The sequence below is a fragment of the Rhodococcus phenolicus genome (assembly GCF_001646785.1).
Classification (GTDB): domain Bacteria; phylum Actinomycetota; class Actinomycetes; order Mycobacteriales; family Mycobacteriaceae; genus Rhodococcus; species Rhodococcus phenolicus.
The window spans coordinates 98,933-122,796 of record NZ_LRRH01000061.1; the positions used below are offsets into that span (position 1 = coordinate 98,933).

The 23,864-nt window shown below is 70.5% G+C and carries 19 protein-coding genes; 8 read left to right on the plus strand and 11 right to left on the minus strand.

Translation table 11 applies throughout. The features are described 5' to 3' along the window. Position 1 precedes the first annotated feature (1 nt). A complete protein-coding gene (locus A8G15_RS17600; protein ID WP_068162441.1) occupies positions 2 to 1,195 on the minus strand; it encodes an aminotransferase family protein in 1,194 nt (397 codons plus the stop codon). Between the two features lie 148 nt (positions 1,196 to 1,343). On the opposite strand from A8G15_RS17600, the gene A8G15_RS17605 reads away from it, so the two are divergent. Further along, entirely contained in the window at positions 1,344 to 2,315 is a 972-nt protein-coding gene (locus A8G15_RS17605; protein ID WP_068162226.1) for a TIGR03621 family F420-dependent LLM class oxidoreductase, read from the plus strand. Positions 2,316 to 2,457: 142 nt separating this feature from the next. After that, positions 2,458 to 6,351 (plus strand): ATP-dependent RNA helicase HrpA, encoded by a 3,894-nt coding sequence (gene hrpA, locus A8G15_RS17610; protein WP_068162227.1) that lies wholly within the window; start codon positions 2,458 to 2,460, stop codon positions 6,349 to 6,351. A gap of 41 nt (positions 6,352 to 6,392) precedes the next feature. Here the strand turns inward: hrpA and nrdR are convergent, their stop codons facing one another. Next, a complete protein-coding gene (gene nrdR / locus A8G15_RS17615; protein WP_068162230.1) occupies positions 6,393 to 6,875 on the minus strand; it encodes a transcriptional regulator NrdR in 483 nt (160 codons plus the stop codon). Between the two features lie 186 nt (positions 6,876 to 7,061). Continuing rightward, entirely contained in the window at positions 7,062 to 7,565 is a 504-nt protein-coding gene (locus tag A8G15_RS29990; protein ID WP_156665443.1) for a LysM peptidoglycan-binding domain-containing protein, read from the minus strand. Positions 7,566 to 7,839: 274 nt separating this feature from the next. Here A8G15_RS29990 and lexA point away from each other — a divergent pair, with 274 nt between their 5' ends. After that, positions 7,840 to 8,544, plus strand: a complete 705-nt coding sequence (lexA, locus tag A8G15_RS17625) for a transcriptional repressor LexA (RefSeq protein WP_068162233.1) — start codon at positions 7,840 to 7,842, stop codon at positions 8,542 to 8,544. A 72-nt stretch (positions 8,545 to 8,616) separates the two neighbouring features. Here the strand turns inward: lexA and A8G15_RS17630 are convergent, their stop codons facing one another. From A8G15_RS17630 to A8G15_RS17640, 3 genes are all read right to left on the minus strand, one after another. Further along, the gene (locus tag A8G15_RS17630; RefSeq protein ID WP_068162235.1) at positions 8,617 to 9,759 is read right to left on the minus strand and encodes an acyl-CoA dehydrogenase family protein; all 1,143 of its coding nucleotides are present in this window, start codon (positions 9,757 to 9,759) and stop codon (positions 8,617 to 8,619) included. A gap of 105 nt (positions 9,760 to 9,864) precedes the next feature. Continuing rightward, a complete protein-coding gene (locus tag A8G15_RS17635; protein ID WP_245687882.1) occupies positions 9,865 to 11,157 on the minus strand; it encodes a uracil-xanthine permease family protein in 1,293 nt (430 codons plus the stop codon). A gap of 52 nt (positions 11,158 to 11,209) precedes the next feature. Further along, positions 11,210 to 12,913 carry a phosphoenolpyruvate--protein phosphotransferase gene (locus A8G15_RS17640; RefSeq protein WP_068162454.1) on the minus strand — a complete coding sequence of 568 codons (1,704 nt, stop codon included), beginning with the start codon at positions 12,911 to 12,913 and terminating at the stop codon, positions 11,210 to 11,212. A 125-nt stretch (positions 12,914 to 13,038) separates the two neighbouring features. Here A8G15_RS17640 and A8G15_RS17645 point away from each other — a divergent pair, with 125 nt between their 5' ends. From A8G15_RS17645 to A8G15_RS17660, 4 genes are read left to right on the plus strand one after another with little or no spacing between them, the layout of a single operon-like run. Then, positions 13,039 to 13,806 (plus strand): DeoR/GlpR family DNA-binding transcription regulator, encoded by a 768-nt coding sequence (locus A8G15_RS17645; RefSeq protein ID WP_068162238.1) that lies wholly within the window; start codon positions 13,039 to 13,041, stop codon positions 13,804 to 13,806. Beyond that, on the plus strand, positions 13,803 to 14,792 hold the full coding sequence (locus A8G15_RS17650) for a 1-phosphofructokinase family hexose kinase (RefSeq protein WP_068162242.1): 990 nt from the start codon (positions 13,803 to 13,805) through the stop codon (positions 14,790 to 14,792). Before A8G15_RS17645 ends, A8G15_RS17650 begins: the two co-directional genes overlap by 4 nt. Before the next feature lie 9 nt (positions 14,793 to 14,801). Beyond that, the gene (locus A8G15_RS17655) at positions 14,802 to 16,865 is read left to right on the plus strand and encodes a PTS fructose transporter subunit IIABC (RefSeq protein ID WP_068162245.1); all 2,064 of its coding nucleotides are present in this window, start codon (positions 14,802 to 14,804) and stop codon (positions 16,863 to 16,865) included. Positions 16,866 to 16,901: 36 nt separating this feature from the next. Continuing rightward, the gene (locus tag A8G15_RS17660; RefSeq protein WP_068162247.1) at positions 16,902 to 17,159 is read left to right on the plus strand and encodes an HPr family phosphocarrier protein; all 258 of its coding nucleotides are present in this window, start codon (positions 16,902 to 16,904) and stop codon (positions 17,157 to 17,159) included. Between the two features lie 6 nt (positions 17,160 to 17,165). Here the strand turns inward: A8G15_RS17660 and A8G15_RS17665 are convergent, their stop codons facing one another. The 5 genes from A8G15_RS17665 to A8G15_RS17685 all read right to left on the minus strand — a co-directional run bounded on the left by A8G15_RS17665 (position 17,166) and on the right by A8G15_RS17685 (position 22,287). Then, complete coding sequence (locus A8G15_RS17665; protein ID WP_425415102.1) at positions 17,166 to 18,230, minus strand: hypothetical protein; 1,065 nt, start codon at positions 18,228 to 18,230, stop codon at positions 17,166 to 17,168. A 5-nt stretch (positions 18,231 to 18,235) separates the two neighbouring features. Next, complete coding sequence (hflX, locus tag A8G15_RS17670) at positions 18,236 to 19,687, minus strand: GTPase HflX (RefSeq protein ID WP_068162250.1); 1,452 nt, start codon at positions 19,685 to 19,687, stop codon at positions 18,236 to 18,238. A gap of 91 nt (positions 19,688 to 19,778) precedes the next feature. Continuing rightward, positions 19,779 to 20,645, minus strand: coding sequence for a diaminopimelate epimerase (gene dapF / locus A8G15_RS17675; RefSeq protein WP_068162252.1), 867 nt, complete (start codon positions 20,643 to 20,645; stop codon positions 19,779 to 19,781). A gap of 5 nt (positions 20,646 to 20,650) precedes the next feature. Beyond that, positions 20,651 to 21,577 (minus strand): tRNA (adenosine(37)-N6)-dimethylallyltransferase MiaA, encoded by a 927-nt coding sequence (gene miaA, locus A8G15_RS17680; protein ID WP_211270188.1) that lies wholly within the window; start codon positions 21,575 to 21,577, stop codon positions 20,651 to 20,653. Next, complete coding sequence (locus A8G15_RS17685) at positions 21,574 to 22,287, minus strand: class III extradiol dioxygenase subunit B-like domain-containing protein (RefSeq protein ID WP_068162256.1); 714 nt, start codon at positions 22,285 to 22,287, stop codon at positions 21,574 to 21,576. Before A8G15_RS17685 ends, miaA begins: the two co-directional genes overlap by 4 nt. A 151-nt stretch (positions 22,288 to 22,438) precedes the next feature. Between A8G15_RS17685 and A8G15_RS17690 the strand changes: the two genes are divergently transcribed. Continuing rightward, entirely contained in the window at positions 22,439 to 23,845 is a 1,407-nt protein-coding gene (locus A8G15_RS17690) for a DUF349 domain-containing protein (protein ID WP_068162259.1), read from the plus strand. The last annotated feature ends 19 nt before the right edge of the window (positions 23,846 to 23,864 follow it).

Consider the following 23,864-nt stretch of genomic DNA (forward strand, 5'->3'; position numbering starts at 1 on the left):
ATCAGCCCAGCGCGGCAGCGAATCCGTCGGCGAGATCCTGGACCTGCTCGTCGGTCATGACGAACGACGGCGAGATCTGCATCGCCCCCTGCCCCGCCGCTCGACCCGAAATCCCATGCGCGCGAAGTTCCTTCACGAATCCCGGTGCTTCGCCCGGGTCGGCGAGCTGGACCGCGGCGACCGCACCGAGACCGCTCCGGACCTCCGCGACGCGCGGGTGGCCGGCGAGCGGTGCGAGCTTGGCATGCAGCGTCTTCTCCAGGCGGGCAGCCTCGTCGAGCAGCCGTTCGTCGTCGAGGATGTCGAGGTTGGCCAGTGCCGCGGCAGCCGACCCGGCGTGCCCACCGTAGGTGTAGCCGTGGCGCCACCACACCCCACCGGCGAAGAACGGCTCGGCCACGCGCGGCGCGACGAACACCGCGCCCATCGGCACGTAGCCGGAGGTCAGGCCCTTCGCGGTGGTCATGATGTCGGGCTGCAGGTCGAACCGCGACGACGCGAACCAGGAGCCGCCGATGCGCCCGAAGCCGGTCACCACCTCGTCGACTACGAACAGGATGTCGTGGTCACGGCAGATGTCACGGATCTCGGTGAGGTAGCCGTCCGGCGGCAGGTACACCCCACCGGCACCGATGATCGGTTCGGCGAAGAACGCGGCGATCGTGTCCGATCCGACCTTCTCGATGAGTTCGAGCAGCGCCTTCGCGTCGTCCCAGGGCACCGTCGCGGTGTCGTCCCACAGCTGCCCGTAGCCCTCGCCGTTGACGGGAATGCCGGCGAGCGAGGTGCCACCGATGTGCATGCCGTGGTACGCCTTCTGCCGGCCGACGAGCAGGGTCTTGCCGGGACGACCGACCTCCTGCCAGTAGCGGCGGGCGAGCTTCGCGGCGGTGTCGATCGAATCGGAGCCACCGGAGGTGAAGAAGATCTTGCTGTCCTGGACGGGTGCGATCGCGGCGAGCCGCTCGGCGAGCTCGACCGTCGGTTCGAGCGCGAGGTCCCCGAAGTTCGAGTAGTGCGCGACCTTCGCGAGCTGCGCGGCCACGGCCTCACCGATCTCGGTGCGGCCGTGCCCGATGTTCGCGAACCACAGGCCCGCGGTCGCATCGAGGTAGCGGGTGCCTGCGTCGTCCCAGATATAGGCGCCCTCACCACGAGCGACGACGAACGCGCCGTCGCGTTCGATCACACCCATGTCGGCAAATCCGTGCCACAACGCGCCCACGATCCACTCCTGTCCACGACCGACGATCCCTGCCGGCCATCGTATGCGTCGGCAACGACCCTGTATGCGTCGGCGATAATTCCGGCGCGTCTCCCGCGTACCCGTCACCCTGGGATACATGACCGACTTCCGGTTCTCCGTCAACGTCCTCGGCGTCGAATCCCCGGAAGCCTTCGCACGGTCCTGCCGGGCCGTCGAGGAAGCGGGGTTCGATGCGCTCTTCGCCGCCGACCATCTCGGCGTGCCTGCTCCGTTCCCGGTGTTGGTGGCCGCCGCGCACGCCACCGAGCGGTTGCGGGTGGGGACGCTGGTGCTGAACGCCGCGTTCTGGAATCCGTCGCTGCTCGCCCGCGAGATCGCCACAACCGATGCGCTCACCGGCGGCCGGCTCGAGGTGGGTCTCGGTGCGGGCCACATGCGGTGGGAGTTCGAGTCCGCCGGTATCGCGTGGGAGAGCTTCGGCGCCCGCGCCGACCATCTCGAAACGACCGTCACGGAATTGCGCCGGCTGTTCGCGCATCCCGCCTACGAGCAGCAGGCCGCGATGCGCGACGCCTTCGGCATGCCGGTGCTGCAGCCGGTCCAGCGGCGCGGGTTCGGCGGTGAAGGCCCGCCCCTGATCATCGGGGGCACCGGGGACCGGATCCTCGCGATCGCGGGTACCCACGCGGACATCGTCAGTGTCGCCGGCGCCTACCAGGTACCGGGCCGCCCGCCCGGGACGTTCCGGATCGGATCGGCCACCGAGGCCGACGAGCGCGTCCGGTTCACGCGGGCCTGCGCCGGACCGAGGACCGATCACATCGAGTGGCACACCCTGGTCCAGACGGTGATCGAAACGGACGACCGGGAAGCCGCGGCAGCCGTCGCCGCCGAGCGCCTCGGCTTGTCCGTGGGAGACCTGCTCGACACCCCGTTCGTGCTCATCGGGACGGTCGAGGAGATGGCCGCGCAGATCCTGGACGCCCGCGTTCGATACGGCTTCACCCACTTCACGGTCCACGCTCCGTACCGGGACGTGTTCGCGAGGGTGATCGCACGGGTTCGCGCCACCCACCGCTCCCCCACGACTTCCGCGCCGGCCGAGTGACGACTCGGCGTTCCGGAGGCGAGCCTCCCCAATGGTCCGGAGGCGAGCCTCCCCAATGGTCCGGAGGCGAGCCTCCCGATGGTCCGGAGGCGCCCCTGCGGACGGGCACGACCGTCTCGTTTCGCTAGGCTGTCTCTTCAGCATGTCCATCTCTCCCGCCCCGAACCGTCGCGACCTGAAGTCGGCCCTCGCAGAGGTGTCGCTGCGCGACGAGCAGCGGCTCCGCCGCAAGCTCGACCGCGCCCGCGGCGCCGACGCGCTCACCACGGTCGCCGCCGAGATCGACCGGGCCCGCCTGCGCCTGGCCGACCGTGCCGCCGCCGTGCCCGTGATCACCTATCCCGAGACGCTGCCGGTGTCGCAGCGCAAGGACGACATCGCCGCCGCGATCCGCGACCGGCAGGTGGTCGTCGTGGCCGGCGAGACCGGCTCCGGGAAGACCACCCAGATCCCGAAGATCTGTCTCGAACTCGGCCGCGGTGTGCGCGGGCTGATCGGACACACCCAGCCGCGCCGGATCGCCGCGCGGGCGGTCGCCGAACGCCTCGCCGAGGAACTCGACACCGAACTGGGCGAGACCGTCGGCTACACGGTGCGGTTCACCGACCAGGTCTCGGACTCGACGCTGGTCAAGCTGATGACCGACGGCATCCTGCTCGCCGAGATCCAGCGCGATCCGATGCTGCGCCGCTACGACACGCTGATCATCGACGAGGCGCACGAGCGCAGCCTCAACATCGATTTCATCCTCGGTTATCTGCAGCAGCTGCTGCCGCGCCGCCCCGACCTGAAGGTGATCATCACCTCGGCCACGATCGACCCCGAGCGGTTCGCCCGGCACTTCGCCGGCCCCGACGGGACACCCGCACCGATCGTCGAGGTGTCGGGACGGACGTTCCCGGTCGAGATCCGCTACCGGCCGCTGACCGTGGAGGTCGGCGAGCAACTCGTCGACCGGGATCCGGTCGACGCGGTGTGCGAGGCCGTGGAGGAACTGCAGGCGGCCGGGGACGGCGACATCCTGGTGTTCCTCTCCGGCGAACGCGAGATCCGTGACACCGCCGATGCCCTGCGCGACCGCAAGCTCCGCAACACCGACATCCTGCCGCTGTATGCGCGACTGTCGGCGGCCGAACAGCACAAGGTTTTCACCCCGCACACCGGACGCCGGGTCGTGCTGTCGACCAATGTGGCCGAGACGTCGCTGACCGTTCCCGGCATCCGCTACGTCGTCGACCCCGGCACCGCGCGCATCTCCCGGTATTCGGTGCGGACCAAGGTGCAGCGACTGCCGATCGAGGACATCTCGCAGGCATCGGCGCGGCAGCGGTCCGGTCGTTGCGGCCGTGTCGCCGACGGCATCTGCATCCGGCTGTACTCCGAGGAGGACTTCGAAGCCCGCCCGGAGTTCACCGAACCGGAGATCCTGCGCACCAACCTGGCGTCGGTGGTCCTGCAGATGACCGCGCTCGGTCTGGGCGACATCGCATCGTTCCCGTTCGTCGAGCCCCCGGACCCTCGCGCGATCCGCGACGGCATCGCGCTGCTCGAAGAGCTCGGTGCGCTCGAACCTGCCAAGCGCGACGAACTGCCGAAGCTCACCGCGACCGGCCGTGAGCTCGCACGGCTTCCCGTCGATCCGCGGATGGCGCGGATGATCGTCGAGGGTCACCGCAACGGGTGCCTGCGCGAGGTGCTGATCATCGTCGCGGCGCTGTCGATCCAGGACGTGCGCGAACGGCCCGCCGAGTTCCAGCAGGCGGCCGACGAGAAGCACGCCCGCTTCGCGGTCGAGGGCTCGGACTTCCTCGCATTCCTGCGTCTGTGGGACTACCTCAAGGCGCAACGGAAGGAGCTGTCCTCCAACCAGTTCCGGAAGATGTGCCGGAACGAGTTCCTGCACTGGCTGCGGATCCGCGAATGGCAGGACCTGCAGGGGCAGCTGCGCCAGATCACCCTCAACCTCGGCTGGGAGACCCGGCACCAGGTGGTCTCCGACGACGCGGTCCACCAATCATTGCTCGCCGGCCTGCTCTCCCACATCGGACTGCGCGAGGGCGACAAGCGGGACTTCCTGGGTGCCCGCGGCTCGCGGTTCGCGATCTTCCCCGGGTCGTCGTTGTTCAAGAAGCCACCGCGCTGGGTGATGGCCGCGGAGTTGGTCGAGACGTCGCGGTTGTGGGCGCGCATGGCCGCGCGGATCGAACCCGAATGGGTCGAGAAGCTGGCCCCGCACCTGGTCAAGCGCACCTATTCGGAACCGCACTGGTCGACGAGACGCGAGGCGGCGATGGCCTACGAGCGCGTCACGCTCTACGGCATCCCGCTCGTTGCACAGCGCCCGGTGCAGTACGGCGCGATCGATCGGGAGGTCTCGCGCGACCTGTTCATCCGGCACGCGCTGGTGCAGGGCGAATGGCGGACACGGCACAAGTTCTTCCACGCCAACCGCGCGTTGCTCGAGGACGTCGAGGAACTCGAGCATCGTGCCCGGCGGCGCGACATCCTCGTCGACGACGAGACGCTGTTCGCGTTCTACGACGCGCGGGTCGGACCGGATGCCGTGTCGGCCCGGCACTTCGACACATGGTGGAAGAAGGCGCGGCAGCAGGATCCCGAGCTGCTGACGTTCACACCGGAAACCGTCGTGAACCAGGACGCCGCGGCGGTGCTCGACGGGGACTATCCCGACGCGTGGCGGCAGGGCGATGTGCAGTTTCCGCTCACCTACCAGTTCGAGCCGGGGACCGAACAGGACGGCGTCACCGCCCGCATTCCCGTTGCGTTGCTCGCCGGTATCCGACCGGTCGGATTCGACTGGCTCGTCCCGGGCATGCGTCACGAGCTGGTGACGGCACTCATCAAGACGCTTCCGAAACAGCTTCGGCGCCAGGTTGTCCCGGCACCCGATTTTGCGGCGGCAGCACTCGCGTCGGTGACCCCGCGCAGTGAACCGCTCGTCAACGCGATGGCCCGGGAGCTGTCGCGGCTCGGGAACTGCCGCATCGAGCCGAGCGATTTCGACGTTGCGGCGCTGCCCGAGCATCTACGGCTGACGTTCGCGGCGGTCGACGAACGCGGGAAGGTTCTCGGGCACAGCAAGAGCCTGGCGGCCCTGCGGAAGAAGCTGGCGGTGCGGGTCGAAGCCGAGGTTGCGCGGGCCGCGTCGAGCACCGAGCGCGCTCCGGCCCTGGTGTGGACGGCCGAGACACTGGGGACACTGCCCGAGACCGTCACGCGCACGGTCGGGAACCAGCAGGTGACCGGCTATCCCGCGCTGGTGAGCGAGGGTACGGGTGTCGCGGTGCGGGTGCTGAGCACCCCGCAGGCGCAACGCGCCGCGACGCGCACCGGCCTGCGGGCGCTGCTGCTGGCAGCCGTTCCGGCCCAGGCGCGGGCGGCCACCGCGGGGCTGACCAACGCGGAACGGCTCGCGCTCGGCCGCAATCCGGACGGGTCGTTCGACGCGCTGCTCGAGGACTGCCGGGCCTGCGCGGTGGACGAGTTGGTCGCGGCCCACGGCGCGCCGATCCGCACGCCCGCCGAGTTCGAGGCGATGACCAAGACGGTGCGGGCGCACCTGCCGGGCCGGGTCTCGGCACTGCTGAAACTGGTCGTGCCGGCTCTCTCCCGGGCGCACGAGGTCGGGGTACTGCTCGATCGGGTGAGCGGCGAAGCCGCCGACGACGTGCGGGAACAACTGTCGTCCCTGCTGTTCGCCGGATTCGTGACCGAACTCGGCAGTCGCCGCCTCGCGGACCTGCCGCGCTACCTCACGGCGGCAGCGCAACGTCTCGAGGCGCTGCCGGCGAGCGCCCACCGCGACGCCCAGGGCATGGATGTACTCGACCGGGTCTACGCCGAGTACGACCGGTTGCTCGCGCGGTTGCCCGAGGAACGGCGGGCCGGCGCGGACGTCAACGACGTGTACTGGTCGATCGAGGAACTGCGAGTGAGCCTGTTCGCGCAGGGGCTGGGCACTCGAATCCCGGTGTCCGAGAAGCGAATCCTCAAGGCCATCAGCGCAATCCGCTGAGCTGCCCGCGTAGGCGGCGCGCCCGGCACGCCGGGGACGGTTCAGTCCTCGGTGGCGCCGGCGTCGGTGTCGCGACGCTCCTGATGCTCGCGCAGTTCCTTGATCTCGCGTTCGAAGTCCTCGGCGGAACTGAACGACCGGTACACGGACGCGAAGCGCAGGTAGGCGACCTCGTCGAGATCCCGGAGCGGGCCGAGGATGGCCAGACCGACCTCGTGGCTAGGAATCTCGGGAGAACCCTTGGCACGCACCGCGTCCTCGACCTGCTGCGCGAGCAGATTCAGCGCGTCGTTGTCGACGGCGCGACCCTGGCACGCGCGTGCCACGCCGCGCACGACCTTCTCGCGGCTGAACGGCTCGGTGACGCCGCTGCGCTTGACCACGGACAGGACCGCGGTTTCGACCGTGGTGAATCGGCGACCGCATTCGGGGCATGCTCGGCGCCGGCGGATCGCGGCGCCCTCATCGGCCTCGCGCGAATCGACGACCCGGGAATCCGGGTGCCGGCAGTACGGGCAATACATGTCGATTCCTTCGTCGCTGCCGTGCTGGCCGCGACGCCGGCGTCGAACCGTCCTCCCGAGGTCATCCCCGCCCTGAGGTGGAGCTGCCTCGACGCGACCACACGGGGTGGTGTTTCTGACTGGAATCGACAATACCTGCCGGCCCGATTCGTCCCGGCGGTCCGGTACCCGACCGTACATGTTCGCTCACCCGCGGCCGATCACGGGCACGATGAGCTGCTGGCCGGGACGCACGGTGGTGCCGGACAAAACGTTGAGTTCGACGATCCGCTCGACGACCTGGGCTGCGGCAGCCTCCGGAGCGATCCGGGCCGCGACGTCGGCCAGCGATTCGCCGATCCTGACGACGGCGACGTCGGTGCGCGGCACGTCCGCCGCGACCTGGCTGGTCCGCAGGTGCGCCACTCCGAGGATCGCGATCAACGCGAGCGCGGTGAGCAGCACCGTGAGCACTGTCTGCCGCGCGGCCGCTGCGAACGGCAGGGCCGCGGGCCGGGTGCGGTCGGCGCACGAGACCGGAGCCGACACCGGACGCCGGTATGCGGTGTGTCCCGCCTCCGGGCGGGGGAACGGCGGCCGAACCGGAAAACGGTGGACCCGCGCGTCCCGGCCGGGGACGGGGGTCTCGAACCGCCCCGGAGCGACCGTGAAGTGGTTTCCCTCGATTCGACGAACTGCTGCTGTACCCATCGGATCCTCCGTGCTCGATCGGTAGCGGTACTCGATCGGCGGCGCGACCTGCGCCTCTCTACGTCGATCGCTCAATCGTTCGATCGATGCCGATCCCCTGTTCGATCACAGGTTCGAAAGAACATCTGTTCGAATTTCTACCACGCCGGCATCGAGCTGTCAGCTTTTCGGGGCCGGAAATCTCGAACAGATGTTTGATAACGCGCGCGAATACGGATAGATTCGATGCACAACATCCAGCACATCCGACACTCGACGCACGGAGGTCACGACCATGACGGACGCCAACTCCGCGAGCGGCACGACCCGGACGGTGACCACCGATTCGACAGCCGGACTCACCGAGCGCCAGCGCCGCGTCCTCGAAGTCATCCGCGATTCGGTCGCCGCACGCGGCTACCCGCCGAGCATCCGGGAGATCGGCGACGCCGTCGGTCTCAACTCCACTTCCTCGGTGGCCCACCAGTTGCGCACGCTCGAACGCAAGGGCTTCCTTCGCCGCGACGCCAACCGGCCGCGCGCCGTGGACGTGCGCGGTCTCGAGGACAGCGCGGTCGTGCCCGACGCCCCCGGCGAGACCACCGTTCCCGCGACGGCGGTTCCGTCCGCCGCGATGGTGCCGGTCGTGGGCCGGATCGCGGCCGGTGGTCCGATCCTGGCCGAGGAATCCGTCGAGGACGTCTTCCCGCTCCCCCGAGAACTCGTCGGCCAGGGATCGCTGTTCCTGCTCAAGGTCGTCGGGGAATCGATGGTCGACGCCGCGATCTGCGACGGGGACTGGGTGGTGGTACGGCAGCAGAATGTCGCCGACAACGGCGACATCGTCGCGGCGATGCTCGACGGCGAGGCCACGGTCAAGACGTTCAAACGGGTGAAGAAGGACGTGTGGCTGATGCCGCACAATCCGATGTTCGAACCGATTCCCGGGAACGACGCCGTCATTCTCGGAAAGGTCGTCACCGTGATCCGGAAGATCTGAGGTCCTCCACGACGACGCCGGGGCGGTACAGCATGTGCGGTACCGCCCCGGCGTCGTTTCCGGAGGGGGCGATCAGACGTTGAGCGAACGGCCGATGACCTCCTTCATGATCTCGTTGGTGCCGCCGTAGATCTTCTGGACGCGGGAATCGAGGTACGCCTTCGCGACCGGGTACTCACGCATGTAGCCGTAGCCGCCGTGCAGCTGGAGGCACCGGTCGATGAGTTCGACCTGCTTGTCGGTGGTCCAGTACTTCGCCATCGCCGCCTCCGGCACAGTGAGAGTGCCGGCGTTCAGTTCCACGATGCACTTGTCGACGAACACGCGTGCGATCTGCGTCTCGGTGGCGAGCTCGGCCAGTTCGAATCGGGTGTTCTGGAACTTGCCGATGGGCTTGCCGAACGCCTTGCGGTCGCGGCAGTACTGCAGGGTGCTCTCGAGAACCTGCTCCATCGCCGCCGCGGCGACCACGGCGATCGACAGACGCTCCTGCGGGAGGTTCTGCATCAGGTAGATGAAGCCGAGGCCCTCCTCGCCGAGGAGGTTCGCCGCCGGCACCCGCACGTTGTCGAAGCTCAGTTCCGCCGTGTCCTGCGCGTCGAGACCGATCTTGTCGAGGTTGCGGCCACGCTCGAAGCCCGCCATGCCACGCTCGACGACGAGGAGCGAGAAGCCCTGAGCGCCCTTCTCCGGGTCCGTGCAGGCCACGACGATCACCAGGTCGGCGTTGATGCCGTTGGTGATGAACGTCTTGGAGCCGTTGAGGATCCAGTCGTCGCCGTCACGCACCGCGCGGGTCTTGATGCCCTGCAGGTCGCTACCGGTGCCGGGTTCGGTCATCGCGATGGCGGTGATGATCTCACCGGAACAGAATCCGGGCAGCCAGCGCTGCTTCTGCTCCTCGTTCGTCAGCGCGAGGAGGTAGGGAGCCACGACGTCGTTGTGCAGCATGAAACCGACACCGCTGTAGCCGCCGCGGGTGGTCTCCTCGGTGAGCACCACGTTGTACCGGAAGTCGTCGACGCCGCCTCCGCCGTACTCCTCGGGAACGGCCATGCCGAGGAAGCCCTGTGCCCCGGCCTTCTTCCAGACCTCGCGGTCGACGATCTTGTCCTTCTCCCACTGCTCGTGGAAGGGTGCCACCTCCTGCTCGAGGAACTTCCGGTACGACTCGCGGAAGAGTTCGTGTTCGGGCTCGAAGAGGGTGCGTTCCATGTGCGCTCCTGTAGGTCGCGGCGTACGTCACGATTACCGTAGGCAAGGACGACAGGCTGTGACGCTGACAGGAGCGAGCACGTTTTGTGACCGTTCTCGCCCGCGTCAGCGCCGGAGACCGGCCAGCTTCCGCAGGATCGGGTACGCGACGAGGATCCCGATCGATCCCCACGCGATGCCGCCGAGTTCGACCGATCCGATCGACAGCGTCAGGTCGCCGATACCGGCGACCAGTGCCGCCGCCACGACCGTGAGGTTCACCGGATCGGTGAAGTCGACCTTCGCGTCCATCCAGATGCGGACGCCGAGGATGCCGATCAGGCCGTAGAGCACCAGGGTCGCGCCGCCGAGCACGCCGTCGGGAACGGTGAAGACGAGCGCACCGAACTTCGGGGAGAACGCCAGGACGACGGCGGTCGCCGCAGCCACCCAGTACGCGGCGGTCGAGTAGACGCGGGTGGCGGCCATGACACCGATGTTCTCCGCGTAGGTGGTGGTGCCCGAGCCGCCGCCGAATCCGGCGAGCGTCGTGGCCAGGCCGTCGGCGAACAGCGCGTCGCCGGCGACGTCGTCGAGGTTGCGCCCGGTCATCGCGGCAACCGCCTTGACGTGGCCGACGTTCTCCGCGATGAGCACGATCACCACCGGCAACGCCACCAGCACCACCGACAGTTCGAATGTCGGCCCCCGCAGTTCGGGGACACCGAACCAGGCGGCCTCACGCAACGCCGCGACCCGATCGTCGGCCAGCCCGCCGGTGACGGCGGCGAACACCCAGCCGATCACCACACCGACGAGAATGCCGAGCCGTCCCAGAAGCCCGGGGCCGAGCACAGTGACCACGAGGATGGAGACGAGCGTGATCGCCGCGATCAGCGGCTGGGCTTCGAACGAACCGGCTGCGGTCGGCGCCAGGTTCAGCCCGATGAGGGCGACGATCGCACCGGTCACCACAGGGGGCATCACGGCGTCGATCACGCGCGCGCCGAGCGCTTTGACCACCAGTCCGACGACAACGAGCAGCAGGCCCACCGCGGCGATACCACCGAGCTGGGCGGCTGGTCCGTCGGCGGCCGATGCGGTGAGCGGCGCGATGAACGCGAACGACGAACCGAGGTAGCTCGGCACGCGGCCGCGCGTGATCAGCAGGAACAGCGCGGTGCCGATTCCGGAGAACAGCAGGGTGGTGGTGACCGGGAACCCGGTGATCGTCGGCACCAGCAGGGTGGCCCCGAACATCGCGATGACGTGCTGCATGCCGATGCCGATCGTGCGTGGCCACGACAGCCGTTCGTCCGGGGCGACGACCCCACCCGCGGCGATGCGCCGGCCGTCTCCGTGCAGGGTCCAGCCCACGCCGACGCGGGTCCTCTTCGTGGTCTTCACCGGTTCGTTCACGACAGGGAATCGTATGCCTCGACGGGCGGCGCCGCGCAGCCGTCACCCCGGATCATCCCAGGACGCGGGCAACCGCCTCGCGCGCGGCGGCCGGATCCGATGCGGCCAGGGCGGCATCGGCGGCCGAGCGGCACCGATCGAGGGTGACGGTCGCGAGACGGGCACCGACCGCGGCGACCGCGGCCGCCGCGCAGGACAACGACGTGACACCCAGCCCGGTGAGGACACACGCGAGCAGGGGATCCGCCGCAGCCTCCCCGCACACTCCGACCGGTTTGCCGGCTGCGCGACCGGCGTCCGCGGTCCGGGCGACGAGTGCGAGCACCGCGGGCTGCCAGGGGTCGGTCAGCGTCGCGAGCTGCGGGGACATGCGGTCGGCGGCCATCGTGTACTGGCCGAGGTCGTTCGTGCCGATGGACAGGAACTCCACGTGCTCGAGGATCCGGTCGGCGAGCAGCGCCGCGGCCGGCACTTCCACCATGACACCCGGGACCAGGTCCCTGGCCCGGACCTGTGCGGCGAAGTCCGCCGCCTCCGCCACGGTCGAGATCATCGGTGCCATCACCCACGGCGATTGGCCGGTACGCGCAGCGGCTTCGGCGACCGCGTCGAGTTGCCGCCCGAGGATCCCCGGAGCGGTGGCCCCGATCCGGATACCGCGCACACCGAGTGCGGGATTGTGCTCGTCGGGGTGGGTGACGAACCGGAGCGGCTTGTCGGATCCCGCGTCGAGGGTCCGCACGACGACCTTCCGGCCGGCATAGGCGGTGAGCACTTCCGCGTAGATGCCGGCCTGATCGGCGACCGACGGTTCGATGTCCCGGTCCAGGAAGCACAGTTCGGTGCGGAAGAGGCCGACACCTTCGGCGGGGGTCTGCCGGGCCGCGCGCGCTCCGGCACCGTCCTGCACATTCGCGAGGATCGCGATCGGATGTCCGTCGGCGGTGGCACCCGGCCCGGTCCAGGCGGCCGCTCGGGCGCGTTCCTGCCGGTCCGTCGCGACGGCCGCGTTCGCGGCGTTCGGGTCGGGGTCGGTGCGGATCTCACCGGTCGAACCGTCGAGGAGGACCGGGGTTCCCGCCGGGACGGCGTCGAGCCCTGTGGTCGCGACGACACACGGTATGCCCAGCTGGCGCGCGATGATCGCGGTGTGGCTGGTAGGGCCGCCCAGTGTGGTGGCCAGGCCGACGATGCGGGTGGGGTCCAGTCCGGCGGTGTCGGCCGGAGCGAGGTCCTCCGCGAGGAGCACCGAGGGCACATCGGGCAGTTCGATCCCGGGTTCCGGATGCCCGCTCAGTTCCGCCACGACGCGGTCGCGGATGTCGCGCAGGTCCGTCACGCGTTCCGCCATGAGCCCGCCCAGCCGGGTGAACATGGTCGCGAACTGCTCGGTGGTCGCGATTGCCGCGGCGACGGCGTCGGATCCGCCGCGGATCCTGCCGGTGGCGGCGCCGATCCAGCCGCGATCCTCGGCGAGACCGGCATTGGCGAGCAGCACTTCGGAGGCGGCACCGGACGCGGCGGACGCGCGGTCCCGGAGCCGCTTCGCGACGGCACCGGCCGCGGTGACGAACCGCTCGGCCTCCGCTTCGCGGGCGGTGTCGGGAACGGTGGCGTGTTCGGTCGGCAGATCGGGCCGGGGTGCAGGCCGGATCACGGGTCCGTAGGCCACACCCGGCACCACGGGCGTTCCCCGGAGCTCGCTCGGCGCCCCCGTGGTCGTCGGCCGGTGCAGCGAATCGTCCGTCAGGGGCATCGCGTCCTCCATGCTTCCTCCTCGTCACAGTCCGGGGTCGATGTGATCGAGATTACTCCGACCCATTGACATGTCAACACATACGGGCGTAAAACAACATGAAACCACATTCGACGAGGAGCACCGTGTACGCAGAAGAACGGCAGCAGGCGATCGGCGAGCTGATCGACCGCCGCGGTCGCATGTCCGTCGCCGACCTCGCGACCCGCTACGGCGTGACCACCGAAACCGTCCGGCGCGATCTCGCACTGCTCGAACGGCTCGGTCACGTGCGGCGCGTCCACGGCGGCGCCGTGCCGGCCGCAGCCCTCACCGTCACCGAACCGGGGCTGACCGAACGCGAACACACCCGCGCCGACTTCAAGGACCGCATCGCCGCGGCCGCGGCACAGTTCCTTCCGAGCTCCGGCGGGAGCGTCGTCTTCGACGCGGGCACCACGACCGGCCGGATGGTCTCGGCTCTGCCCACCGACGTCGACCTCACCGTCGTGACGAATTCGGTGCCCATCGCGGCACGGCTCGCCGGGCTCGGCTCCGTTCGACTGCATCTGCTCGGCGGCCGCGTCCGCGGAATCACCCAGGCCACCGTCGGCGACGACGCGTTGCGCTACCTCGGCATGCTGCACGTCGATGTCGCGTTCGTCGGCACCAACGCCCTGTCCGTCGATCACGGCCTGTCGACACCCGACGCGGACGAAGCCGCCGTCAAACGCCGGATGGTCGAATCAGCCGACCGTGTCGTGGTGGTGGCCGACTCCTCCAAGATCGGCCGCCGCCACCTGCTGAGCTTCGCGCCCCTCTCCGCCGTGGACGTCCTCGTCACCGACTGCGAGATCGACGAAACCGACCGCACACAGCTCATCGACCAGGGAATCGAGGTGGTGACGGCGTGATCGTCACACTGACCGCCAATCCGAGTCTGGACCGCACCGTCACGCTGTCCGGTCCGCTCGTCCGCGGAGCCGTGCACCGCACCGCCGAGGTGCTCGTCGACCCCGGAGGCAAGGGCATCAACGTGGCACGGGTCCTGCACGCGTCCGGCCACCCGGTGCTCGCGATCCTCCCGGGCAACGCCGGAGACCCCCTCCTCGCCGCCCTCGGCGAACACGGAATCGATTGTCTTGCAATCGAAACCGCGGCTCTCGCGCGGACCAACACCACCGTCGCCGAACCCGACGGCACCACCACGAAGCTCAACGAACCCGGCAGTGCGTACGCCCCCCGGACACGCACCGAACTGCAGGCCGCCGTGGTCGCACGGGCGGCCGGCGCGGACTGGACCGTGCTCTCCGGATCGTTGCCGCCGAGTGTTCCGGACGACTGGTACGCCGATCTGGTCCGAGCGCTGCGTGCCACCGGCACCCGGATCGCGGTGGACACGTCGGAGGCGCCGCTCCTGGCTCTCGCTGCCCGGTTCCCGGAGGCCGCACCGGACCTGGTGAAACCGAACTCCGACGAACTCGCCCAGTTGACCGGCACGGACCCCGCGGCGCTCGAGGCCGCAGCCGCCGCGGGCGACACCGCCCCGGTGGTCTCGGCCGGCCGCAGCCTCGTCGCCCGCGGCGTCGGTGCGGTCCTGGCGACGCTGGGCGCGGCCGGCGCGGTGCTGGTCACCGCGGACGGGGCGTGGCGGGCCGTAGCACCCGCGGTCACAGCCCGCAGCACCGTCGGCGCCGGCGATTCGTCGCTCGCCGGCTACCTCGTCGCCGAACGCGCGGGCCTCGGCCCGGCCGAACGGCTCCGGCACGCGGTGGCCTACGGATGCGCCGCCGTCACCCTGCCCGGAACAGAACTGCCGGGACCCGACTCGGTCGATCCGGCGGCCGTCCGCATCACCGACCTGGATCCCCGATCCCCGGCACTGCCCCACCACCTGTAAGGACCTGTCATGCCAGACATCGCATCCCGACCCGACCGCGGACCCGCGATCATCGCCGCGGACCTCATCACGCTCGACGCGGACCTCGGCACCGACAAGGCAGCCGTGATCACCGCGCTGTCGGAGCGGCTGACCGCCGCGGGCCGGGCGTCCGACGCCGAGGCCCTCGCCGCCGCCGCCCTGGCCCGCGAGGACAAGTCGGCGACCGGTCTTCCGGGCGGACTCGCGATCCCGCACTGCCGGTCGGAGGCCGTCACCGCCGCGTCGCTCGGGTTCGCGCGGCTGTCCCCCAAGGTCGACTTCGGTGCCCCGGACGGCCCGGCCGACCTGGTGTTCCTCATCGCCGCGCCGGAGGGCGCCGGCGCCGAACACATGAAACTGCTGTCCTCGCTGGCCCGGGCCCTGGTCCGGCCCGAGTTCGTCTCGTCGCTGCGTGCCGCCGCCACCGAGACCGACGTCATCGCACTCGTCGAGGGTGTGCTGCCGCCACCACCCGAGCCGTCACCGGAATCACAGCCGCAACCGCGGCCGGAGAGCCCGCCGGCGAGCACGGCCCCGGCCGGCACTCCCGCGGCGGGCACCACCGAACGGACGATCGTCGCGGTCACCGCATGCCCGACCGGGATCGCCCACACCTATATGGCGGCCGACGCGCTCACCGCCGCCGGTGAGCGGGCGGGAGTCACCGTTCGCGTCGAGACCCAGGGATCGAGCGGCAGCACTCCCCTTCCCCCCGCCGCCATCGCCGCCGCGGATGCGGTCATCTTCGCGACCGACGTCGGCGTCAAGGACCGCGAACGCTTCGCCGGAAAACCCGTCGTCGCGTCCGGCGTCAAACGCGCCATCAACGAACCCGACACCATGATCGCCGAGGCTGTCCGCGCTGCGGCCGATCCGTCGACGGCAACCGTCGAGGCGGGCACGGCCCCCACGGAGTCCGACGAGGCCGCGGCGGCGGAACTCGGCTGGGGCACACGCATCCGGCAGATCCTGCTCACCGGCGTGAGCTACATGATCCCGTTCGTCGCAGCGGGTGGTCTGCTCATCGCACTGGGCTTCCTGCTCGGCGGATACGACATCTCCGATTCGGCCGCCGACATCGTCGTGGACAACACGTTGTGGAATCTGCCCGCCGGCGGGCTCGGCACCTATCTCGGCGCGGTGCTGTTCCAGCTCGGATCGCTGGCGTTCTCGTTCCTGGTCCCCGCGCTCGCCGGCTACATCGCCTTCGCGATCGCCGACCGGCCCGGTCTCGCACCCGGATTCACGGCGGGCGCGGTGGCGGTGTTCGTCGGGGCCGGCTTCATCGGCGGTCTCGTCGGCGGCATCATCGCCGGTTTCGCCGCCTTGTGGGTGGGCCGGATTCCGCTCCCGGTGTGGGCGCGCGGACTCAAGCCGGTCGTGATCATCCCGCTGCTCGCCACGCTCATCGTCGGTGCCCTGATGTTCCTGGTACTCGGCCGGCCGCTGGCCGCGATCACCACCGGGCTCACCGACTGGCTCAACAGCCTGTCCGGCGGCTCCGCGGTGATCCTCGGCATGATCCTCGGCCTGATGATGTGCTTCGACCTCGGGGGCCCGGTCAACAAGGCCGCCTATGCGTTCGCCGTCGCCGGCCTGGCCGTCGACAACCACGCGTCGCTGCAGATCATGGCCGCGGTCATGGCCGCAGGCATGGTGCCGCCGCTGGCGATGGCCCTGTCGTCGACCCTGCGGCCGACGCTCTACAGCCCCGCGGAACGCGAGAACGGCAAGGCAGCCTGGCTGCTGGGCGCCTCGTTCATCTCCGAGGGCGCCATCCCGTTCGCCGCAGCCGACCCGTTCCGGGTGATTCCGTCGATGATGATCGGCGGAGCCGTGACCGGTGCGATCGTGATGGCGACGGACGTCACCCTCACCGCGCCCCACGGTGGTGTGTTCGTGATCTTCGCGATGGACCGCGTCCTGTGGTTCTTCGTCGCGCTGGCCGCGGGCACCGTCATCGGCGCCCTGTGCGTCACGCTCGCCAAGGAAGTCAAACGCCCCGCCCACCTGACCGCCACCGCGCCGGCCGCCCGGCCGGTCGCCGCCTGACCCGCCGAACCCGTTCGACCGATCGAAGGAGAACCCATGTCCAGCACCACCGTCGCCGTCGGCTCGTCCATCGGCCTCCACGCCCGTCCCGCCGGAATCATCGCCGATGCCGTCGTCGAGGCCGGTGTTCCGGTCACCCTCGCCGTGGACGGCGGCGAACCCGTCGACGCGGGCTCCGCGCTGATGATCATGACGCTCGGCGCCACCCAGGGCACGGCCGTCACCGTCACCTGTGACGACGACGCCGTACTCGCGAAGATCGCCGAACTCGTGGTCGCCGACCTCGACGCCTGACCGGTATCAGCGACCCGCCGACGCCCGGCCCCGAGCCGGGCGTCGGCGTCTGCGCCACCACCAACCCGCCGCGACGGCCACGACCAGCGCCGCCGCGGCCGCGGCCACCGACACTTCGGCGACCGCGACGCCGCGCGTCCCGGATGCGGTGGTCTCCGGGGGCTCGAACAAACCGGTCACACCGCGCCACACCCGGATCTGCGGCAACGGCCCCCCGTCGGCCTCGGAGGCCGTGAGCAGATCACCGTCCGGGGTGAACGCGATCGCCTCGCCCTGCGGCTCGCCGACGACCGGGATCCGCAGTTGCGGGCCGGCGGCGAGTGCCGCGGCGAGGTCGCCGTCCGGCGCGTGGAACAGGTACACATCGGTGTAGGTGCGCACGGCCGCGACCGTGCCCTCGCCACCGAGCGCGCCCCCGGTGATCAGGGTCGACGAGCCCCCGGCGAGCGGTCCGCCCGGCGTGTCGGTGGGTCCGAGCCGGAGGGTGCCGACCTCTTCGAGCGGATTCGGGCCGGGCGACGCGAGGTCCCCCAGGGTCTTTCCACCTGCAGGCCGGTACACGGTGCTCGCCCCGAACAGTGCCTTGGACACGATCAGCGGCACACCGTCGCGGCCGATCAGCACGGTCTCGGCATCCCGGGCACCGGACGGGTATGTCAGGCGGTAGAGCTCACCGGCCCCGGTGTCGGGATCGAGGGAGATCAGCGCCACCGTCTCCCGTCGCGCGGCGTTGTCGCCGATGTCGGCCAGCCACAACCGCTGATCGGGACCGGCAGCGAGGTCCTCCACGTCGTACGGGTCGACGGGTGCGGAGATCCGCCGCACCGTCGAGCAGTCCCCGGCCAGTTCGACAACCGATTCGTCGGCTCCGGCATCGGGTACCGCGAACAGGCGGCCGTCGAGCATCACCAGTCCGGACAGTTCCGTGAGGCCGGCGTCGGAGGGGGTGCACAGCACCCCCTCCTGCACATCCGCGACCGGCACATCCCCGGGGTCGGCCACTGCAGGAGTCGCGGCGCCGAGCGCAGCCGCCAGCACGATCGTCACCGCGACCGGCGCGGCCCCCGGCACCCGCACTAGCCGGCGTATTCGACCAACGCCGAGGCCAGCGCCTTCGATACCCGGGCATGGACGCGCGTGCCGTCTTCCTGATGCGCGGATTCGAGGATCTGCCCGTCCGTGTGGATACGTGCCAGAAGGTCGCCGCGCGTGTACGGCAGCATGACCTCGACCTCGACGTCCGGGTCCTCCAGCAGGTGCGCGAGCCGGTCACGCAGTTCGTCCAGGCCTTCGCCGGTGTGCGCCGACACGAAAACCGCGTCGGGAAGCAACCCGCGCAGCTGCATCAGCATCACCGGATCGGCGGCGTCGACCTTGTTCACGACGATCAGTTCCGGCGGGGCGGGCGCATCCGATTCGCGCAGTACCTCGGTGACGACCTCGCGGACCGCCTTGATCTGCTCGGTGGGCAACGGATCGGATCCGTCGACGACGTGCATCAGCAGGTCCGCGTCCGCGACCTCTTCGAGCGTGGAGCGGAACGCCTCGACGAGCTGGGTCGGGAGGTGCCGCACGAATCCGACGGTGTCGGTCAGCACGAACTCGCGTCCGTCCGGAAGAGCCGCGCGCCGGGTGGTCGGATCGAGCGTCGCGAACAGCGCGTTCTGCACAAGGACCCCGGAACCGGTCAGGGTGTTGAGCAGACTCGACTTGCCCGCGTTGGTGTAGCCGACGATCGCGACCGACGGGATGCGATTGCGCAGCCGCCGGGTCCTCTTGGTGTCGCGTGCCGCTTTCATCGCCTTGATCTCGCGGCGGAGCTTGGCCATCCGTTCGCGGATGCGACGCCGATCGGTCTCGATCTTCGTCTCGCCGGGACCGCGCAGGCCCACACCGCCGTTGCTGCCGGCGCGGCCACCGGCCTGCCGGGACATCGATTCACCCCAGCCGCGCAGACGCGGCAGCATGTATTCCATCTGTGCGAGGGAGACCTGCGCCTTGCCCTCTCGCGAGGTCGCGTGCTGGGCGAAGATGTCGAGGATGAGCGCAGTCCGGTCGATGACCTTGACCTTGACGACCTTCTCCAGTGCGGTGAGCTGGGCGGGGGTGAGCTCGCCGTCGCAGATCACGGTGTCCGCGCCGGTCGCGATGACGACCTGGCGCAGCTCGTCGGCCTTGCCGGATCCGATGTAGGTCGCGGCGTCCGGCTTGTCGCGGCGCTGGACGAGGCCCTCCAGGACCTCGGAGCCCGCGGTTTCGGCGAGGGCGGCGAGTTCGGCGAGGCTCGCCTCGGCCTGCGCGGCCGTCCCGCCGGTCCACACGCCGACGAGCACCACCCGCTCCAGGCGGAGCTGGCGGTACTCGACTTCGGTGATGTCTTCGAGTTCGGTGGACAGGCCCGCGACGCGGCGCAGTGCGCTGCGATCCTCGAGCTGCATCTCGCCGACCGACGGGTCGTCGGTGGTCCATCCGTCGTATTCGGTGCGGTCCTCGGTCACGGACTCCCCGTTGCGCGGTGTCTTCGTCATACGCTGTGTGTTCGTCATACAGGATCCATGGTCCCACGCCACCGGAGTCCGTGCATTCGAGTTTTTCCCGGCATCCCGGACATACCGGGATTCAGGAGAGCGCCGACCACCACGCGTCCGAGATCGTCCCGGTCGCGACCAGCACGGACGGGCCGCGCAGGGACGCCCGCGCATCCTCGATCCGCACCTCCACCGCCCCGCCGGGTATCCGGACCTGAACGACGCCGGAGTCGGCTCCGTCGAAGCGCAGCGCGGCCGTCGCCGCGGCCACGGTCCCGGTGCCGCACGACCTGGTCTCCCCCACACCCCGCTCGTGGACGCGCATCTCGACCGCTCCCGACGTGATCGGGGTGAGGAACTCGATGTTCACCCCGTGCGGGAAGAAGCCGGGATCGAAACCGGGAGCGGACAGGTCCAGCGCGGCCAGACCGGTTCCCGCGAACTGCGGGTCGACGCACGCCAGGTGCGGGTTTCCGACGTCGACGCCCAGGCCCTTGTACACGCGGCCCTCGACGGTCGCGGCGGACTCCCCCAGCTCCCGCACGACACCCATGTCGACGGTGACCTCGCCGTCGACCGGTCCGGCGGCGTGCACCTGTACGGGCTTACCCCCGGCGCGGCTGCCGACCACGAACTCGGTGCGGTTCTCGAAACCCTGGGCGCACAGGTAGTGCGCGAAGACGCGGACACCGTTGCCGCACATCTCGGCGATCGAGCCGTCGCCGTTGCGGTAGTCCATGAACCAATCGTCGGCGCCCGTGCCGTCGGGCAGTGCCGCGAGCACACCCCGATCCACGAGCGCGCCGGCCCGCGCGACCCGCAGGATGCCGTCGGCGCCGAGACCGCGGCGACGGTCGCACAACGCGGCGACGCGCTCGGGCGCGAGGTCCAGCCGGGCGTCGGGATCGGGAAGAATCACGAAATCGTTCTCGGTGCCGTGCCCTTTGCTGAACTCCATGCCGCTCAGCTTATCGAGCCGCTCGACGCGGCCACGATGCGCAGGGCCGTGGCCGTCAGGTCCGGATCGGCGCCGTCGAGCCAGTTGACGCGCGGATCGCGCCGGAACCACGATCGCTGCCGCCGGACGTAGCGGCGGGTGCCGATGAACGTGCGCTCCCGCGCGTGATCGAGATCGCAGTCGCCGTCCAGGTATTCGAGGACCTGGGCGTACCCGATGGCCCGTTTGGCGGTCACCCCGTCGCGCAGGCCGTGGTCGAGCAGGCCCCGCACCTCGTCCACGAGTCCGCGCTCGAACATCAGGTCGGTTCGCCGCGCGATGCGCTCGTCGAGTTCGGCGGTGTCCCGGTCCACGCCGAGGATCACCGTGCCCCAGCGGGGCTCGCCGCGCTGCGGCTGCGACGCGGCGAACGGCCGGCCGGTCAGTTCGACCACCTCGAGCGCCCGCACCATGCGGCGGCCGTCGGTCGGCAGGATCGTGGCGGCCGCGACCGGGTCGGCCTGCTGCAGCGCCGCGTGCACCGCCGCCGGTCCCCCGTCCGCCAGCACCGCCTCCCATTTGGCGCGGACCTGCGGGTCCGTCGCCGGGAACTCCCATTCGTCGAGCAGCGACTGCACGTACATCATCGACCCGCCGACGACGACGGGGACGGAGCCGCGTGCGCGGATCGCCTCGATGTCCGCGATGGCGGCCTCCTGATAACGGGCGACCGTGGCGGTGTCGACGACGTCGAGCACATCGAGCTGATGGTGCGCGATGCCCCGGCGTTCGGCGACGGTCAGCTTCGCGGTGCCGATGTCCATGCCGCGGTACTGCTGCATCGCGTCGATGTTGACGATCTCGCCACCGAGTGCGCACGCCAGGTCCAGACCCAGATCGGATTTGCCGGTGGCGGTCGGGCCGACGACCGCGACGGGGACCGGCGCGGTCACGGCCGCCAGGTCCCGACGTGATAGCCGACGCCGTACGGTGCGCCGCTGTAGGCGATCTTCACCGCGCTCGGGGCCGCGCCGAACGCGCCGGCGAGCACCTGCCATGCGGCGCGACCGTCGAGGACGATCTCGGCGCAGTGGTCGGGGTCGAGCGAGGTCAGTGCCGGCGGGTCCCCGGCCGCGAGCGCGGCGGTCAGGTCCGTCTCGACGGCCTCGGCGCGCGCGTCGAACGCGCCCGGCGCCTTCGCGGTGAGGGTCGCGGCACCGTCGGCGATCACCAGCAACCCACGCGGGGTTTCGCCCTCGTCCAGCCCGGCGCGCAGCCGCCGGCCGAGCGCCGTGCACTCGTCGCGGGCCGCATCGGCCGGCACGACGTGGACGTCCGCGCGGACGGCGGGGGCGACACGGTCGCGCAACCAGCCCGCGATCAGCGCGGGCAACGGCAGCCCGGGGTCGGCGTCGCCGGTCGCCTCCGGTCCGAGCTCGGCCCGGACGTCCGCACCGTAGCCGCGGAAGGACCCGGAGGCGGTGGGTGTGACCCGTGCCGGGGCCGGACCGGTTCCGACGACGGTCCAGTCCGCACAGTCCGCGATCTCGGACACCGCGGTGAGCGCGGCGGCACGCAGCTCGTCGGTCTCGTCTGCGGCGAGGCCGTTCAGCTCGGGCACGAGGAGAGGCGGGGACGGCACGAATACCGCAGCGATCAGCACACGAGCCACGGTAGTCGACCGGACCCGCCGCCCCGCGAGGGTGCGACCTGTTTCAATAGTGGACGGACGTCGTCGCGGGTGGACCCGCGGCGGACCTACGGATGAGCCATGCGACCAGGCAGCCGTGCCGCGCGGCAGAGATGAGGACCCGATGACCGACCCCAACGCACAGGACACGAGCGCAACTCGAGAATCCGGTGCCGTGCCGGCACCCGCGGCTCCGAAACCGGCCGCCCCCACACCCGGGGGTCCGCGCCCGGGCGCCCCGCGCCCCGGTGCCGAGCCCGCCCCGAAACCGCACCCGGTGGCCTCGCACGTGCATGCTGCGGCTCCGGCGGTGCCCGCGAGCGACCCGAGCCTGTACGGCCGGGTCGACGAGGACGGCACCGCGTGGGTGATCACCGCCGAGGGTGAGCGGTGCATCGGTTCGTGGCAGGCCGGTGACGCGGCCGAAGGCCTCGCACACTTCGGGCGGCGTTTCGACGATCTCGCAACCGAGGTCGCGATCCTCGAGTCCCGGCTGACCTCGGGTTCCGGCGACGCGAAGAAGACGCGGGCCGCCGCGGAGGCACTGGCCGAGTCGCTGCCGACGGCTGCGGTGATCGGCGACCTCGACGGGTTGGCCGCACGGCTCGCAACGATCGTCGCGGACTCGGAGAAGGCCGCCACCGCCGCCAAGCACGAGAAGGAACACCAGCGGGCGGAGAACACCGCCCGCAAGGAGGCGCTCGCCGCGGAGGCCGAGCAGATCGGCGCCGAATCCACCCAGTGGAAGTCCGCCGGAGACCGGCTGCGGGAGATCCTCGACGAGTGGAAGACCATCCGCGGGGTGGACCGCAAGGTCGACGACGCGCTGTGGCGGCGTTACTCGAAGGCCCGGGAGGCGTTCAATCGTCGCCGCGGTGCGCACTTCGCCGAACTCGACCGCGAACGGGCCGCCGCGAAGGGCCGCAAGGAGGAACTCGTCGCGCGCGCGGAGGCGCTGCAGGATTCGGCCGATTGGGGGGCGACCGCTGCTGCGTTCCGCGATCTGCTGACCGAGTGGAAGGCTGCCGGCCGGGCACCCCGCGAGGCGGACGACCAGCTGTGGAAGCGCTTCAAGGGCGCCCAGGACGTGTTCTTCGCGGCCCGCAACGCCGCGACCGCGGAACGCGACGCGGAGTTCGAGGACAACGCCCGAGCGAAGGAGGCGCTGCTCGCGGCCACCACGATCGATCCGGAGGGTGACATCGACGTCGCCCGCACGCAGTTGCGGGAGCTGCAGGACCGGTGGGAGGCGATCGGGAAGGTTCCGCGCGAGCGGGTGCACGACCTCGAGGGCCGGCTCCGGGCGATCGAGAAGCAGGTGCGCGAAGCGGCCGAGTCCGAATGGCGGCGTACCGACCCCGAAGCGCTGGCCCGTGCCGCGCAGTTCCGTGAGCGGGTGCGCCAGTTCGAGGAACAGGCCGCGAAGGCGACTGCCGCGGGACGCGCGAAGGATGCGGAAAAGGCACTGGCGCAGGCGCAGCAGTGGCGTGAATGGGCCGACGCGGCCGAAGGCGCCGTCGGCGAGCGCTGACCCGGGGCTCGGACGGAAA